Genomic DNA, 14,871 nt, shown 5'->3' on the forward strand with positions numbered 1-14,871 from the left:
CGCGGCCCCGCCCGCCGGATCGGCTACGTCGCCGCCGTGTACAGCAACAGCCCGACGGCGACGATCGCGACGAGCAGGATCCACCCGATCATGATGGCCCCCATCTGGCGGTGCGTGAGGTTCTGCCCCTCGAGTATCTCGGAAACGCCCATATGACGCCCAACTGACTCGGAGTATATAAGCGGTCTGGGTCAGGAGAGGGCGTCGCCTCTCACGCTTCGCAGTTTCGTGTTTCCTTCGCCGAACGGCGGGGGATGATGCGGCTGCTCCTTTCACTCGGCTCGGTGATCGAGCTCATTCCCGCTGGTACGGTCTGAAACAAGCGTGGCAGCGCTTCTGCTTCCCGTTTGAGTTCCTTCGCAGAAACGAACGAAGTGAATGGACTCGCGGGGATTTGAACCCCGGGCCTCTTCCTTGCGAAGGAAGCGATCTGCCGCTGATCTACGAGCCCGCACCCGAAACCAATCGCCGTTCGTATTTGTACCTTACCTTTCGGCGACCCGCACGCGGGTGCGTCCCACTCTCACGCGGGTTCGGCGTCTCACGCGCGTTGGCTCCGACGGCGTCACAGCTCGCGACGACCACCGCCGATACCGATGGGGTTAGGTACGGGGCGCCACGACGTTCAGTAACTTCGGAAGCGACTCCGAGGGCGCCCGATCGACGGTTCCCACTCTCCACCCGATTAACGTTTCTGGGATACATCTCACATCCGTTACTCTTTTGCGTGCGGACGGCCCAGATCCGGACATGGCAGAAGCGACGTCGACGGCGGATCCCGACCCGGCCGCGATCGCGGCCCTGAAACACGTCGGGCTCGTCGGCGGCCTGACCGAGACGAAGGTGTCGTGTGCGGCCCTCGGCGACCGGCTCGACGCCTCGACGCAGACCGCCTCCCGGCGGCTCCAGACCCTCGAATCCGCGGGGTACATCGAGCGCGACGTGGTCGGCGACGGCCAGTGGGTGCGCGTCACCGACGCGGGCGAGGCGGCCCTCCGCGCCGAGTACGCCGACTACCGCCGGCTGTTCGAGACCGACGTGGAGCTCGTGCTCCGCGGTTCGGTCACCGGCGGGATGGGCGAGGGGCGCCACTACATCACCCTGCCCGGCTACGCCGAGCAGTTCCGGTCGCGGCTGGGCTACGAGCCGTTCCCGGGCACGCTCAACGTCGACCTCTCCGAGGAGAGCGTCCGCCGGCGCGGCGAGATGGCCGGCATCGACGCGGTGCCGATCGACGCGTGGGAGGGTGAGGACCGCACCTACGGCGCGGCTTCCTGTTACGGCGTCACCCTCGTCGCCGGCGACGAGCGCTACGAGGAGGTCCACGCGATCGTTCCGGACCGGACCCATCACGACGACGACCAGCTCGAACTGATCGCCCCCGAGCGGCTCCGCGACGCGCTCGACCTCGACGACGGCGACGCGGTCGAGGTCCGCGTGGCCGCCACGAGCCGGGCGGATACGGCCGACACCGAGGCGGAGATAGAGACGGAGGTCGCCTGATGCGCGCCGAGTCCGACGCCGAGGCTGAGGGGGCACCCGTAGACGCCGACGCGGCTCCCGAGTCCGACGCCGACTCCGTCCGGCGCGCCCTCGACGCGTTCCGTGCGGGCGACCCGGTCTGCGTCCACGACTTCGCGGACCGCGAGGGCGAGACGGACATCGTCTACCCGGCCGGCGCCGTTGACGAGGCGGCCGTCGCCCACATGCGCAACGACGCGGGCGGGCTGATCTGCGTCGCGGTCGCGGACCCCGTCGCGGACGCGTTCGGGCTCCCGTTCCTCGCGGACGCGCTCGACCACCCCGCGGTCGACGACGACCCCGAGTACGACGACCGTTCCTCCTTCTCGCTGCCCGTGAACCACCGCGAGACGTTCACCGGGATCACCGACGAGGACCGCTCTCGGACCATCGTCGAGATCGCGAGCGCGGCCGCAGCGGCGGACGCCGATCCGGAAGAGTACGGCCCCGAGGACTTCGCCGCGGAGTTCCGCGCGCCCGGCCACGTCCACGTGCTCCGGGGCGCCCGTGACGGGCTGTCCGGCCGGACCGGGCACACGGAACTCGGGCTCGCAATGGCCGAGGCCGTCGACGCCGCCCCCGCCGCCGTGGTCTGCGAGATGCTCGACGACGAGACGGGCGCCGCGCTGGCGCCCGCCGACGCCGCGGCGTACGCCCGGCGGCGCGGAATCCCCTACGTCGAGGGCTCGGCGCTCGTCGAGGCGCTCAAATAACTGATCACTGTGCCGTCGGCGCGCGCCTCCGAGCGGCCGCCCTCGGCGGCCGTGAGGTGCGCGTGCGAGGGACGCCGCGAGCGATGTGGGCGACCGAAGGGAGCCCGAGCGAGCGGCGAGGCTGGGGAGGCGTGAGGCTGTGCGGTGCTGTGCAGAGCGGGTGGGGCTCAAAGGGGCAGCCGCGAGGACGAAGCACGGCGCAGTAAGCACCGCAGCGAAGGAGCGAGCAGTGCGAGCGACTGAGCGAGGCGCACAACAAGCCGCGCGAGTCCTCGCGGCTGGGGCTTTGGAAGTGTTCACCGCGGAATCGTCGATCACGTATAGCCGAGCGGCTGGGGCTTTGGAAGTGTTCACCGCGGAATCGTCGATCACGTATAGCCGAGCGGCTGGGGCTTTGGAAGTGTTCACCGCGTTAGCAGCAACGTTTTATAAGTGACCGACGCCAGTGACGCCGTCGACACGCACATCCCGAAAATAACTATTCGTCCGCCGAACGATTCGCCCGCACCCCCGCGATTCGCCGGGATACCCACCCGGCGAGCCAGAACTGCCACACTCCCGTTGCCGCCGCGCCGATCCCGAACAGCAGTAGCCCGCCCGATGCCGGGAGCGGTCCGGACCACGTGAGCAGGATCCCGATCCACACGAGCGCCGCCGCGGGCCACCCGAACACGGCGATTGGCAGGAGCAGGCCACGGAACGACGGTCCCCAACCGGCGCGAAGCGCCTCGAAGGCGACGACCGTCAGTCCGCAGAACGCGAGCGCCCAACGGGCCTGCGACCCCGACGGCGACGGGACCCGATCGGGCGCGACCGCGACCACGATCGTGGCCGTGACGTACGCGAGCGGCGGTGTCGCCGCGAGGGCCGTCCGCTCGGTGACCCACGCGGGAACCCATCCGCTCATCCAGACGACTCCGGCGTAGCCGAGGACGTACCCGACGAGGAGGAACGGGAGGACGTGCTCGCGTCTCGGGCGGAGGGCGCCGAGGACCGAGGAGAACGAATCGGCCATGTCGACACCCGCGTGCCGGCGCGACGTAGGCTTTCGGGACGCGCAAGCTCACGCAGACCGTGGCGGCAGCCCCCAGCCGGTTGTCACAGAGGAACAAGGAGGAAGCCAACGGCTTCAGCCGTTCACGAGACGCAGAGCGTCTCGTTAGCCAATCAGAACTCTATGAGTTCTGATGACATGGGAGGAATCCGACAATATCCGCACCATTCCACGAGCGATAGCAACCAGATTCCCCAGTATCAGCCGTAGATATTATAATCAAATAGATCAACATGTGAACTACAGATGGAGGATGTGATTCGCACCGTCAAAGTCAAACTCGGCGTGCCCGACGAGCGGTGCGACGACCTCCATCAGACGAAAGAGCAGTTTCTCACTGTGCGAACACGACCGCAGCATGGGCGTGGAGACACCCGAACGAGTACTGTGTCACCTCGAAACAAAAAGCCGAAACCGCTCTCTACGAGCGACTTCGGGACGAAACAGAGCTGACCGCGAATCTCGTCCAGAAGGGAATCCGACGCGCTATCGAGGCTACCAAAAGCGGCGTTGCCCGACTTAAAAAAGGCGAAACCACCAGTCAACCGCACTTCGACGCGTGGAGCGTCGTCTACGACAAGAGAAGCGCGACGTTCCACCGCGACCAGGTGTCTCTTTCAACGGTAAACGGGCGTGTCGAGTGTGATTACGTAATTCCTGACGAGCCTGCAGGGACTCCGATCGGTGAGTACCTCCTGAACGAGAACTACGAGTTTCGGATGTCCACGTTACAGTACGACCGTTCCACAGAGTCGTTCTACCTCCACGCACGGATGCGCCGAATCGAGAGCGACGATCGAGAGCAGTCCACGGCTGCTGCTTCTAACGCCAAGCACAGAACAGTCCTTGGCGTCGATCTGAACGTGGACGGCTCGCTCGCCGTGACTTCGACAGGTGCGTTCATCGGCAACGCCGACGAGATGAATCATCGACGCCGCGAGTTTGAGAAGACCCGCGGGTCGATGCAACAGGCGGGCACGCGGTCAGCGCACCTGTCGATTCAGTCGATGGACGACCGCGAACACCGCTGGATGAAAGACGAACTCCACCGAGCCTCGAACCAGATTCTCACAGAGGCGCGTGAGCACGGTTGTACGCACATCGCCTTCGAGAACCTGACCGATATTCGCAAGCGGATGGCTGGCGTAAAGCGATTCCACGCGTGGGCGTTCCGGCGTTTATACGAGTACGTCGAGTACAAAGCCGAGATGTTGGGGATCGAGATAGAGCAGGTGAGTCCTGCGTACACGTCTCAGCGGTGTTCGAAGTGTGGGTTTACCCATGAGTCGAATCGACGGTCGAAACACCAGTTCGTGTGTCGGAAGTGCGAGTACGAACTGAACGCGGATTACAACGCGAGCAAGAACATCGCTCGGAAACTTCTCAAACGTCTCCACTCGGGGCAGACGTCTCCGGGTGGAGGCGCACCCTGTCAGTGTGCGCTCAAGTCAGGGACGCTGAACCTGAACGGCGGATTTACCGCCTCCGTCAGTTCGACGGCAGAAGGGGAGTCCACTGACAAGTCCACGACTTCAGTCGTGGGTTACTGACAGTTTTAAGCCCGCCGACCGCAATTTCCGAGTATGGGATTCGACGAGATGGATGTCGACACGATCTGGAAGAACGGTGAGTTCCTCGACTGGGACGACGCGACCACTCACGTTCTGACCCACGCGCTCCACTACGGGAGCGGCGTGTTCGAGGGCGTCCGCTGTTACGACACCGAGCGGGGACCGGCGGTCTTCCGGTGGGAGGAGCACCTCGACCGGCTGTTCGACTCCGCGAAGATGTACGACCTCGATATCGAGCACTCCCGTGAGGAGATCACCGAGGCGACCCTCGACCTGCTCGATAGGCAGGACTTGGAGTCCTGTTACATCCGGCCGATCGCCTACTACGGCTACGACTCGCTCGGCGTCTCGCCGAAGGACTGCCCGACTGACCTCGTCCTCGCCGCGTGGCCGTGGGGCGCGTACCTCGGCGAGGAGGCGCTCAAAAACGGCGTCGACGTGATGGTCTCCTCGTGGCGGAAACACGCCTCCTCGCAGGTGCCGACGAACGTCAAGACCACCGGCCTGTACGTCAACTCCATGCTCGCGGGCGAGGAGGCCCGCCGCAACGGCTACGTCGAGGCCATCGTCCTGAACAAGGAAGGCAACGTCGCCGAGGGGCCGGGCGAGAACATCTTCATGGTCAACGACGGCGAGATCTACACCACCGGTCCGGCGCAGTCGATCCTCGAAGGGATCACCCGCGACACCGTCATCGAACTGGCGGAGGAGCGCGGCTACACCGTCCACGACGAGGCGGTCATCTCCCGCGGCCAGCTGTACACCGCCGACGAGCTGTTCTTCACCGGTTCCGCGGCCGAGGTGACCCCGATCCGGTCGGTCGACGACACCGAGATCGGCGCGGGCACCCGCGGCCCGGTCACCGAGGAGCTCCAGGGCGCCTTCTTCGATCTGGTCGAGCGCCGGACCGACGACCACGACGACTGGTTCACGTACCTGTAGGTCGGCTCTCCTCGCCGTTTTACCCGTCTCCGATCAGTCGCTGCCGCCGCCACCGCCACCGCCACCGCCACCGCCACCGCCACCGCCACCGCCACCGCCCCCGTCCGTAGACGGGCGGTCGGACTCGCCGGGCGTCCCGTCGGTACGGACGCCGCCGACGCCGCCGGGCTTCCCGGTGGTTCCCTCGGGCGGGCGCTCCTCCTCGACTGGGACCTGATGCGCGGACTCGGCGAAGCCGGCCGAGAGGACGCGCGTCATCCCCTCCTCGACGGTCTCGCCGGTCTCCTCGATGCGGTCGGGCTCGACCTCGATGACGAAGCCGGTGGTGATGTTCGGCGCGGTCGGCATGAACAGAACGATCTTCCCGTCGCGGGTCTTCTTCCCGGTCCGGAACGCGGTCATGCGGATTCCCGGCCACGTCTCGATGTAGACGGGGCTCTGTAGCTCGTCGGTCCCGGAGACGGCCGTCTCGATCGCGAGCTTCGAGGCGTTGTACACCACGCGCAGCGCCGGAATCCGGTTTATCGCGCCGTCGACGGCGGACTCCGCCAGCCGGCCGAGCGTCGTCCGCATGAAGTAGCCGACCGCGAGGACGACCGTCGCGAACACCGCCATCGCGATGATCACCCGCGAGACCGGCTCCAGCGGCGTGGGGATGACCGCCGGCTGGAGATCCTCGATCAGCGGGATCGACGCGATGTACCGGTAGATCCACTGGAGGACGAGGAGGAGCACCAACAGGGGAGCCAGCACGATGAGGCCGCTGGCGAAGTCGCGTTTCCACGTGGACATCTATCGAGTCCCTATCCGTCGGCAATGCTTAAAGGGGCTTCTACGTGCCGGACGACCTCGACGGGCGCTCGCCGGTCTGCGGGCCGCCATCACCGACCCGCGACCGCTCGCAGCGCGAACGTCAGGTTCTGCCTGCGCTCGCGGACACGCCGGTAGAAGTACGAGAACCACTTGGTCCCGAACGGGGCGTACTGGGCCACGTCCACCCCCTGCGCGGCGAGGTCGCGCTGGGCCTCGTCGCGGACGCCCATCAGCATCTGGATCTCGTACTCCGTCCCGTGCTCCCGGGCGAGCCGGTCGGCGAGCGCGATCATCGCGGGGTCGTGCGAGCCGACCGCGATCCCGCGGTCGCGGCGTTCGAACAGGAAGCGGAGGTCCTCGCGGGTGCGCTTGAGGTTCGACTGGACGCACTGGCCGACGCTCCACGGGTACTCCGCGGCGATCGACTCGAAGGCGTCGAGGGTCGCGTCCGTGGTGTCGGCGTCCTCCATGTCACACCAGACGAACGCGTCGAGGTCGTGGGCGCGGGAGACGATCTCGCGGTAGTGCTCCTCGAAGAGTTCCTCGGACACGCTGAGGCCGATCTGGGAGGGTTTCACCGAGACGCAGGCGTCGAGCCCGCTGTCGGCGATGTCCTCTAAGAGCGCGAGGTACGCGTCGGTATCGGCGCGGGCGTCGGCGGGGTCGTCGTAGTGCTCGCCGAGCAGGTTCAGGATGACGGCGACCCCGTCCTCGTTGCGCGCTCGGGCGTGTTCGAGGGCTTCCGGGATGCTCTCGCCGGCGACGAACCGCCGCGCGATCGGAGGGATCATACCGCTCACTCGGGGCGGTAGCGACTTGATTGTTGTCGACTCGGACGGTTTCGAGGCCGGCCGCGGCGGAGCCGGCGAGGGATTCCGGACCGATCGAATCCGGGATTTATATGCCCCCGACAGGCGACGGTCGGGTATGATCGGTTCGCTCGTCGCGACCGCGTTCTGGGCGATGTTGCCCGCCTACGTGCCGAACAACGCCGCGGTGCTCGCGGGCGGCGGCCGCCCCATCGACGGCGGCCGCGAGTGGCGCGGCGCCCGGCTGCTCGGCGACGGGAAGACGTGGCGCGGCACCGCGGTCGGCACCCTCGCCGGGGTCGTCCTCGCGCTCGCGCTCAACGCCGTCGCGGAGCCCGCGAGCGCCGCGCTCGGGGTCGACCTCCCGACGTTCGCGCTCCCGGCCGCGTTCGCGCTCGCGTTCGGCGCGATGTGCGGCGACATCGGCGCCTCCTTCCTCAAGCGTCGGTCGGGTCGCGAGCGCGGGGCGGCCTTCCCGGTGCTCGACCAGCTCGACTTCGTCGTCGTCGCGCTCGCGACCGTCTTCGTCGTCGACACCGACTGGGCGCTCGCGGTGTTCACCCCGTCCGTCCTCGCGGTCGTGCTCGTGCTGACGCCGATCCTCCACGTCGCCACGAACGCCGGCGCCTACGCGCTCGGGCTGAAGAACGAGCCGTGGTGAGCGCGGTCGGCGTCGGCTCCCTCGGCGGCCCTCCGGGTCGGCGGGAGTCCCTTACGCGTCCAACTCGTCGAACACGGCGTCGACCATCTCGCCGGTGTCGGCGACGATCGCGTCCATCTCCTCGTCGTCGGTCGGGAGCCCGAGCAGCCGCGCGATCTTCATGATCGAGACGTGGTAGACGACCTGCTCGCCGGGCGCCGACTCCCAGATCACCATGTTACAGGGGAACAGGGCACCGATCCGCCCGTCGGTCGCGTCGAGCGCGCGGTTCGCCATCTCGGGGTTGCAGGCGCCGAGGACGTAGTAAGGGTCGCGATCGGCGCCGACCTTCTCGTTGAGCATCTCCGACGGGGAGAACTCCACCGGAATCCCGAAGCCCGCATCGAGACACACCTCGCGGACGCGCTCGATCGCCGACTCGTGGTCGGCTTCGAGCGTCGTCTGCGTCTCGCCGTACTCCTCGGGGTCGAGCTCGTGCGGATCGAACGGGATCGCCATGCCCGGGTTCCGCGTCGGCCGGACAAAAAGCTCGCGGCGGCCGAGGGACGAAACGGAGACAGGGACGAAACGGAGACAGGGACGAAACGGAGACAGGGACGAAACGGAGACAGATGCGAGGAGGGAAGCGAAACCGAACCGGAAACGGCTACTCGGTCGCGACCGGACCGCGCCCGACGATCTCCTCGACCTCGGTCACGAACTCGCTCCGGCTCTCGAACAGCGGGACCTCCGACGCCGCGAGCACGTCGTCGAGGGCGCGGGCGCCCTCCGGCGTCCGGATCGTCGCGTCGCCCTCCTGGGCGCGCAGGTCGCTGCGCTTCGCGGGCCACGTGAGCCGGGACGCGACGCGGGCGATCGGCTCGCCCGGGACGTCCGGCCCCTCGCCAAGCTCGACGGCCGGCTCCTCCGCCTCGGCCTCGTCGTTGTCGCTCATACCCCGCGCTTTCGCTCCGGCGACACTAATGGTTTCGATGCGAGCCAAGGGCGACGATGATGTGTCCGGGCGACACGCTGCGATCGGGGACACGCACCACACGCGCCGAGGCCGGCGCCGTGCGTCCACCGCTCCTCACCGCCAGCCGCGGTCGGTGTCGTTGAGCCGCTCGCACCCGTCATCGGTGACGACGACGAGGTCTTCGATCCGACAGCCGAACCGGCCGTCGAGGTAGATTCCCGGCTCCACCGAGAAGGCCATCCCCGGCTCCAGCGCCCGGTCGTTGCCGGCCACGATATACGGCTCCTCGTGGACGTCGAGCCCGACGCCGTGGCCGGTGCGGTGGAAGAACGCGTCGCCGTAGCCGGCGTCCTCGACGACCTCGCGGGCGGCCCGGTCGACCGCCTCGGCGGCGACGCCCGGCTCGACCGCCTCCACCGCGGCGGCGTGCGCCTCCCGAACCGTCTCGTGGACGCGCTGGTACTCGGCAGGCGGCTCGCCGTCGAAGACGAGCGTCCGCGTCTGGTCCGAGGGGTACCCGTCGATCCGGGTGCCGAAGTCGAGCACGACGGGCTCGCCCGCCCGGATCTCGCGGTCGCCGCAGCCGTGGTGGGGCTTCGCCCCGTTCGGTCCCGCGCCGACGATCGTCTCGAAGGAGGTCCCCTCGCCGCCGTGGGCGGCCAGCCGGTCGGCGATCCGGTCGGCGACCTCGCGCTCGGTCATCCCGACCGCGTCGGCGCCGAGGTCGCGGAGGTCCCGGACCGTCGCGTCCGCGGCGGCCGCGGCCGCGCGCATCGCGTCCAGTTCGGCCTCGTCCTTCCGCACGCGGAGGTCGGCGAGCGCCTCGCTCGCGAGCCCCCACTCGGCGTCCGGCGCGGCGGCCCGGAGGTCCTGCGTGAACGTCGCCCACATCGTGTCGTCGACGAGGAGCCGCCCCTCGCGGAGCCCGAGATCGCCGAGCAAGGTCCGGACGGCGGCGGTCGGGTCGTCGCCGTCGGCCCACGTCCGCACCGCGCCGACCGTGGTCTCCTCCCGGACCTGCGTCTCGTAGAGGGCGGGCACGAGGAGGGTCGGCTCGGCGGCGTCGGTCCCGCCTGTCGCACGGTCACCCGCCGGCACGACGAGCAGGAGGTGTCGCTCGCCCGGCTCCTCGGCGAAGCCGGTGAGGTACTGGAGGTTCCGACTGGGGAAACAGACGAGCCCGTCGGCGCCGGTATCCCGGAGCCGTTCCGCCGCGCGCTCGCGCCGTTCCGCGTGAACGTCTTCGGTCACGGTCGTACTCGGGCCGGCGGTCGCTTATAAGTAGGGATGCGTTGAGGGGACGGCAAGCACCCCATAACGATATGCGAAGCGTTCCCACGGACGGGTATGAGCACCCAGGCGGAGTCGACGTTCGACTGCCCCGAGTGCGACGTGACCGCACCCTCGGCGTCGGTGCAGTACGACGCCCTCGGCTACGCGGTCTGTCCGGTCTGTTCGCACACGACGGCGCCGTCGAGAGCCGGGGACTGACCGGGGGACCTCGCCCGTCGCCGACCGCGAACCGCGTCGCTTTACCCGCGTCGCGCGCGTTCTCCGGTATGGCCTGGTCACTGGGACGCGAGGACGACGTGATCACCGAGTGGGAGCGCTCCGACGGCTACGCGACGGTCCGGGTCCGCGAGCGCGGCGACGGCGGGGTCGTCGCCCGCCTCGACGTGATGGAGCAGGCCGACGACGAGTCGGCCTACGAGCGCGAGCGGTTCGACGACCGCGAGGCCGCGCTCGACCGCGCGGCGACGTGGCGCGGGGAGCGCGACATCGACGACTGACCGTCGGGAGCCACCGGACATCTCGCGAGCGCAACGCCGAGGAGCGTGGCTTTTTACTCTCGCTGCGGGTAGAGGGCCACCATGACCGAACGAACGCGTCGCGACTGGCTGCGGTCCCTCGGTGTCGCGAGCACCGCGGGCGTCGCGGGACTGGCCGGGTGTTCCGCCTTCGACTCCGGCGGGCCGGCCGGAGACGGCACGTCAGAGAACGAGGGCGCCGGAGACGGGAGCGACGGCGGGGATTCGGACGGCGGCGATCGCCCGACAGAAGCGCCGGACGACGGGGTGAAGACGCAGTTCCGGCGGGGGCTCCGGAACACGGGGTACATCGACGCGGCGATACCCGAGTCGGTCGAGACCGCGTGGGAGGTGCCGGCGAACCGCGGCGACCACTCGGCCTCGAAGGGGAGCCCGGTGGCGGCGCCGAACGGGGCGATCGTGCTCGCCGACGACACCGGTCGGGTGCAGTCGATCGCGCCGGACGGCTCGGTGAACTGGGCGACCTCGATCAGCGACGACGACCGCGGCAGCCACGGGACGCCGGCGATCGCGGACGGGAGCCTGTACGTCGGCACCTACGACGGCGTGGTCTCGGCGGTGGCGCTCGACGACGGGGAGATCCTGTGGCAGACCGACGCCGGCGGGTCGGCCGCCGCCAGCCCGACCTACCTCGACGGGAAGCTCTACGTCGCGGTCGAGCACGCGACCCCGAGCGGGAGCGTCGTCAGGATGGACGCGGAAAGCGGCGAGATCGAGTGGCGCGACGAGCGCCCCACCGACCACCCGCACTCGACGGTCGCGATCGACCGCGAGCGCGGTCGCCTCATCTTCGGCTCCAACGACGGCAACTGCTACGCGTGGTCGTTCCCGGATCTGGAGCGCGAGTGGGCCTACGACACCGGCGGCGAGGTGAAGCTCCCGCTCGCGATCAGCGAGGGGATCGCGGTGGTCCCCTCGTGGGCGGGGACCGTCACGGGGCTCGACGTCGAGGACGGCTCCGTGCTGTGGGAGTTCGAGACCGACGGCGGCGAGACGTCGAAGAGCGACCCCAGTCCGGGGGACACGGGCGGCGTCATGTGCGCGCCCGCGGTCCACGACGGCGAGGTGTACGTCGGGAGCCACGACTCCAACGCCTACGCGATCGACCTCCAGAGCGGCGAGAAGCTGTGGTCGACCTCGACGGGCGGCTGGATCACCGGGAGCGCGGTCGCCACGAACGACCACGTCTTCGTCGGTTCGTACGACGCGAAGCTGTACGCGCTCGACCGCGACGACGGGTCGGTCACCTGGACCGCCGAGGGCCGCGGCGACGCGACCAGCGCGCCCACGGTGACCGACGACGGGATCTACTACGCGGAGCGCGCCCCGGAGAATTCCGACGAGGCCGGGATGTGCTACAAGCTGGTCGCGAGCGACTGACGCCCGCCATCATCCCCCGCACCGCCCCGACCCCGCCGACTCACCGCTCCGGGTGGATCGGGGCGTCGAACCCCCCGCGGACCAGCGGCTTCGCGACGTGGCGCCGGGCGCTCGGCGGGACCTCGTACCAGCCGGGCGCTAACTCCCGCTCGATCGGCTCCGCAACCTTCCCGGGCGCGTCGGTGCCGCAGTCGCGACAGCGGTACCCCTGACCCCGTCCCGCCGAGGACATCGACCGCCCGCAGTCGGGACAGGTCGGCACGACGGGCTCCGTCTCGACGAGGTCGCGCACGGCGAGCTTCTCCAGTTTCAGCGTCGCCGTCGGGCGTCCGTCGCCCGGTGGGTCGCGTTCGGTATCGCCCTCGACCGACCGGACCTCGTGCTCCCCGCACACAGTCACCCGGTCGCCGGGACGGAGGGCGCGCACGCGGTCTCGGAACCGGCCGGTCGGCTCGAACGCGACACACCGGAGCTCGGGGGCGTGATCGCCGTCGGACGCGGCCACGTCGACGTGGACGTGCCCGCCGCGTTTCGTCTCCGGCTCGCTCGCGACGACGCCGGCGACGCGGTAGCCCGCGCCGTCGCGGAGGTCGCCGATCGCGCCGGGCGCGAGGTGCGCGTCGGTGCCCTGGTTCGTCAGGAACGTCGCCGCGCGCTCGACCGGCTCGGAGTCGATCGCCGCGGCGACCTCGCGGCACGCGTCGGCGTCGTCGCCGCGGACCCCGTGGAGGATCGGGCCTGGAGCGTTCGGGACGCAGACCGCCTCTCCGGTCCCGCGGTCGACGGTGTCCCAGACGGTCGGGTACCCGCGATCGGCGGCCGCGAAGACGCTCTCGATATCGACGTCGCGGGGCGTGCCGCAGCGGTCCAGTTCGCGGTAGGAGATGCGCTCGACGGTCCAGTCGTCGAACGCGGCGGGAGCGCCGACCGCCGCGAGCGCGCCGATCCGGCCGCGTCCCGCGACGGCCTCCGCGTCCGCCTTCCTGCAGTCCGCGTCGATCTCTCCCCCGGACCCGAACGCCGCGTGGCGGAAAGCGTGCGCGTCGGCGAGGTCGAGGGCCTCGTCGAGGGAGAGCCGGTGTCGGAGCGCACGGTGGGCGAAGTCGGCCACGTCGGCGGGAATCGGGGTGGTACTCGGAGCAAACGGATCGCCGGCGGTATCGATGTCGGCGACGACGACGCCGGGCGAGGTCCGGGGGTCGTCGGCCGCCGCGAACTCCCGGACCGTTTCGGCGGCGAGGTCGAAGGCCACCTCCGCGTCGACGCCGGAGACGTGGAGCGCGACCGCGGCGTTGCCCCGCGTCTTGTGTTTCACCGCGGGATTGAGCCGGACGAGGAGCCGGCGGCGGACGCGGCCGCCGGCCGCACCGAGCCGCTCGGCCAGCCGCGCGCCGACGTACGTCGTGCACATCCCGCGCTTGCGGGAGTCGGTGTCGTCGACCGCGACGATGGGCATACGTGCCCTCTCTCGCTCCCGGACAAACCGGTTTCGGCGCGGGGACGGAACAGCAGAGAGGGAAGCACCGATTAACGAGTATATAACTGCGTCGACGCCCCGATCGAGAAAATCGCAGGCTGGCGGGGCTTTCGAGCGCGTACGACTGACACAACGCATATATACGGCGAGCCGCTTATTTCGACCATGTCCCGGACTGCGCTGATCGAAAACATCACCGCGATGCTGGAGGATGCGGGCTTCCTCGTCAGCGACCGGTGTGCGGTCCGGCCCAAGAGCTTCGACGTGGCGGCCCGGCGCGACGAGGACCTCGTCCTGCTGAAGATTCTCGGGAACGTCGACGCGCTCGACGCGGAGACCGGCGCGGAGATGCGCCGGCTCGGCGAGTACCTGCAGGGGACGCCGATGGTGATCGGGGTCCGGACCCGCGACGAGGACCTGAAGCCGGGCGTCGTCTACTTCCGGCACGGCGTCCCGGTGATCAACCCCGACACGGGGTACGACCTGTTCGTCGAGGGGATGCCGCCGCTCATCTACGCGGCTCCCGGCGGGCTCTACGTCAGCCTCGACGGCGACCTGCTGGCCGACGAGCGCGAGGAGCGCGGCTGGTCGCTCGGCCGCCTCGCGACCGAGCTCGGCGTCTCTCGCCGCACCGTCTCGAAGTACGAGGACGGGATGAACGCCTCCATCGAGGTGGCGATCCAGCTGGAAGAGCTGTTCAACGAGCCCTTCTCCAGCCCGGTCGACGTGCTCGACGGCGCCGACGAGGTCCGCGACGCCGACCCCACCCCCTCGGCGCCCGAGACCGACCCCGACGACGAGCACGTCCTTCACGTGCTCACGAACGCGGGCTTCACGGTCCACCCGACCGCCCGCGCGCCGTTCAAGGCCGTCTCCGAGGACGAGGGGAGCTCCGCGGCGCGGGTGCTCACCGGTCACTCGACGTTCACGCCGGCCGCCGAGAAACGCGCGCGGATCATGTCCTCGATCGGCGAGGTGGCGCAGACCCGCTCGGTGTACTTCACCGAGGAGGACGAGGAGCGCGAGTCGGTCGACGGCACCGCCCTCGTCTCCTGCGAGGAGCTCGCCGGCATCTCCGACCCCGAAGAGATCCGCGAGCTCATCCGCGACCGGGCGAAGGCGCCGTCCGAGGCCTGACGCCCGCCG

General features: G+C 69.3%; 16 protein-coding genes, 1 tRNA gene and 1 pseudogene. 9 read left to right on the plus strand and 9 right to left on the minus strand.

Annotation, left to right across the window (positions count from 1 at the left end):
• Positions 1-23: 23 nt before the first annotated feature.
• Together ESO89_RS19205 and ESO89_RS09455 are read right to left on the minus strand one after the other, a co-directional pair.
• On the minus strand, positions 24-152 hold the full coding sequence (locus ESO89_RS19205) for a hypothetical protein (RefSeq protein WP_277750262.1): 129 nt from the start codon (positions 150-152) through the stop codon (positions 24-26).
• Positions 153-379: 227 nt separating this feature from the next.
• A tRNA-Ala gene (locus ESO89_RS09455) sits at positions 380-451 on the minus strand.
• Positions 452-750: 299 nt separating this feature from the next.
• Here ESO89_RS09455 and ESO89_RS09460 point away from each other — a divergent pair.
• Positions 751-1,503, plus strand: a complete 753-nt coding sequence (locus ESO89_RS09460; protein ID WP_128905277.1) for a DUF120 domain-containing protein — start codon at positions 751-753, stop codon at positions 1,501-1,503.
• Positions 1,503-2,234: a 3,4-dihydroxy-2-butanone-4-phosphate synthase gene (gene ribB, locus ESO89_RS09465; RefSeq protein WP_128905278.1), complete on the plus strand. Its 732-nt coding sequence runs from the start codon at positions 1,503-1,505 to the stop codon at positions 2,232-2,234. Before ESO89_RS09460 ends, ribB begins: the two co-directional genes overlap by 1 nt.
• A gap of 478 nt (positions 2,235-2,712) precedes the next feature.
• On the opposite strand, the gene ESO89_RS09475 is transcribed toward ribB, so the two are convergent.
• On the minus strand, positions 2,713-3,249 hold the full coding sequence (locus ESO89_RS09475; protein ID WP_128905280.1) for a hypothetical protein: 537 nt from the start codon (positions 3,247-3,249) through the stop codon (positions 2,713-2,715).
• A gap of 285 nt (positions 3,250-3,534) precedes the next feature.
• Between ESO89_RS09475 and ESO89_RS09480 the strand changes: the two are divergent.
• Positions 3,535-4,838, plus strand: a pseudogene (locus ESO89_RS09480) (RNA-guided endonuclease InsQ/TnpB family protein).
• Between the two features lie 33 nt (positions 4,839-4,871).
• Positions 4,872-5,801, plus strand: a complete 930-nt coding sequence (locus ESO89_RS09485) for a branched-chain amino acid transaminase (protein WP_128905281.1) — start codon at positions 4,872-4,874, stop codon at positions 5,799-5,801.
• 33 nt (positions 5,802-5,834) lie between these two features.
• On the opposite strand, the gene ESO89_RS09490 is transcribed toward ESO89_RS09485, so the two are convergent.
• On the minus strand, positions 5,835-6,593 hold the full coding sequence (locus ESO89_RS09490) for a DUF502 domain-containing protein (RefSeq protein ID WP_128905282.1): 759 nt from the start codon (positions 6,591-6,593) through the stop codon (positions 5,835-5,837).
• An 89-nt stretch (positions 6,594-6,682) separates the two neighbouring features.
• Positions 6,683-7,405 (minus strand): proline dehydrogenase family protein, encoded by a 723-nt coding sequence (locus ESO89_RS09495; RefSeq protein WP_128905283.1) that lies wholly within the window; start codon positions 7,403-7,405, stop codon positions 6,683-6,685.
• Between the two features lie 136 nt (positions 7,406-7,541).
• On the opposite strand from ESO89_RS09495, the gene ESO89_RS09500 reads away from it, so the two are divergent.
• Positions 7,542-8,084, plus strand: a complete 543-nt coding sequence (locus ESO89_RS09500) for a CDP-2,3-bis-(O-geranylgeranyl)-sn-glycerol synthase (RefSeq protein WP_128905284.1) — start codon at positions 7,542-7,544, stop codon at positions 8,082-8,084.
• Between the two features lie 51 nt (positions 8,085-8,135).
• On the opposite strand, the gene ESO89_RS09505 is transcribed toward ESO89_RS09500, so the two are convergent.
• The 3 genes from ESO89_RS09505 to ESO89_RS09515 all read right to left on the minus strand — a co-directional run bounded on the left by ESO89_RS09505 (position 8,136) and on the right by ESO89_RS09515 (position 10,290).
• Positions 8,136-8,582 (minus strand): DUF302 domain-containing protein, encoded by a 447-nt coding sequence (locus ESO89_RS09505; protein WP_128905285.1) that lies wholly within the window; start codon positions 8,580-8,582, stop codon positions 8,136-8,138.
• A gap of 148 nt (positions 8,583-8,730) precedes the next feature.
• The gene (locus ESO89_RS09510; RefSeq protein ID WP_128905286.1) at positions 8,731-9,018 is read right to left on the minus strand and encodes a DUF5789 family protein; all 288 of its coding nucleotides are present in this window, start codon (positions 9,016-9,018) and stop codon (positions 8,731-8,733) included.
• 135 nt (positions 9,019-9,153) lie between these two features.
• Entirely contained in the window at positions 9,154-10,290 is a 1,137-nt protein-coding gene (locus ESO89_RS09515; RefSeq protein WP_128905287.1) for an aminopeptidase P family protein, read from the minus strand.
• A gap of 96 nt (positions 10,291-10,386) precedes the next feature.
• Here ESO89_RS09515 and ESO89_RS18535 point away from each other — a divergent pair, with 96 nt between their 5' ends.
• From ESO89_RS18535 to ESO89_RS09525, 3 genes are all read left to right on the plus strand, one after another.
• Entirely contained in the window at positions 10,387-10,530 is a 144-nt protein-coding gene (locus tag ESO89_RS18535) for a hypothetical protein (protein WP_164932773.1), read from the plus strand.
• A gap of 68 nt (positions 10,531-10,598) precedes the next feature.
• Positions 10,599-10,829: a DUF7543 family protein gene (locus ESO89_RS09520; protein ID WP_128905288.1), complete on the plus strand. Its 231-nt coding sequence runs from the start codon at positions 10,599-10,601 to the stop codon at positions 10,827-10,829.
• A gap of 81 nt (positions 10,830-10,910) precedes the next feature.
• Positions 10,911-12,248, plus strand: a complete 1,338-nt coding sequence (locus tag ESO89_RS09525) for an outer membrane protein assembly factor BamB family protein (protein WP_128905289.1) — start codon at positions 10,911-10,913, stop codon at positions 12,246-12,248.
• 40 nt (positions 12,249-12,288) lie between these two features.
• Here the strand turns inward: ESO89_RS09525 and ESO89_RS09530 are convergent, their stop codons facing one another.
• Positions 12,289-13,704: a tRNA(Ile)(2)-agmatinylcytidine synthase gene (locus tag ESO89_RS09530; protein WP_128905290.1), complete on the minus strand. Its 1,416-nt coding sequence runs from the start codon at positions 13,702-13,704 to the stop codon at positions 12,289-12,291.
• A gap of 186 nt (positions 13,705-13,890) precedes the next feature.
• On the opposite strand from ESO89_RS09530, the gene ESO89_RS09535 reads away from it, so the two are divergent.
• Positions 13,891-14,862 (plus strand): transcriptional regulator, encoded by a 972-nt coding sequence (locus ESO89_RS09535; RefSeq protein WP_128905291.1) that lies wholly within the window; start codon positions 13,891-13,893, stop codon positions 14,860-14,862.
• The last annotated feature ends 9 nt before the right edge of the window (positions 14,863-14,871 follow it).

This window comes from Halorubrum amylolyticum (genome assembly GCF_004114995.1).
In the GTDB taxonomy this organism is placed as follows: domain Archaea; phylum Halobacteriota; class Halobacteria; order Halobacteriales; family Haloferacaceae; genus Halorubrum; species Halorubrum amylolyticum.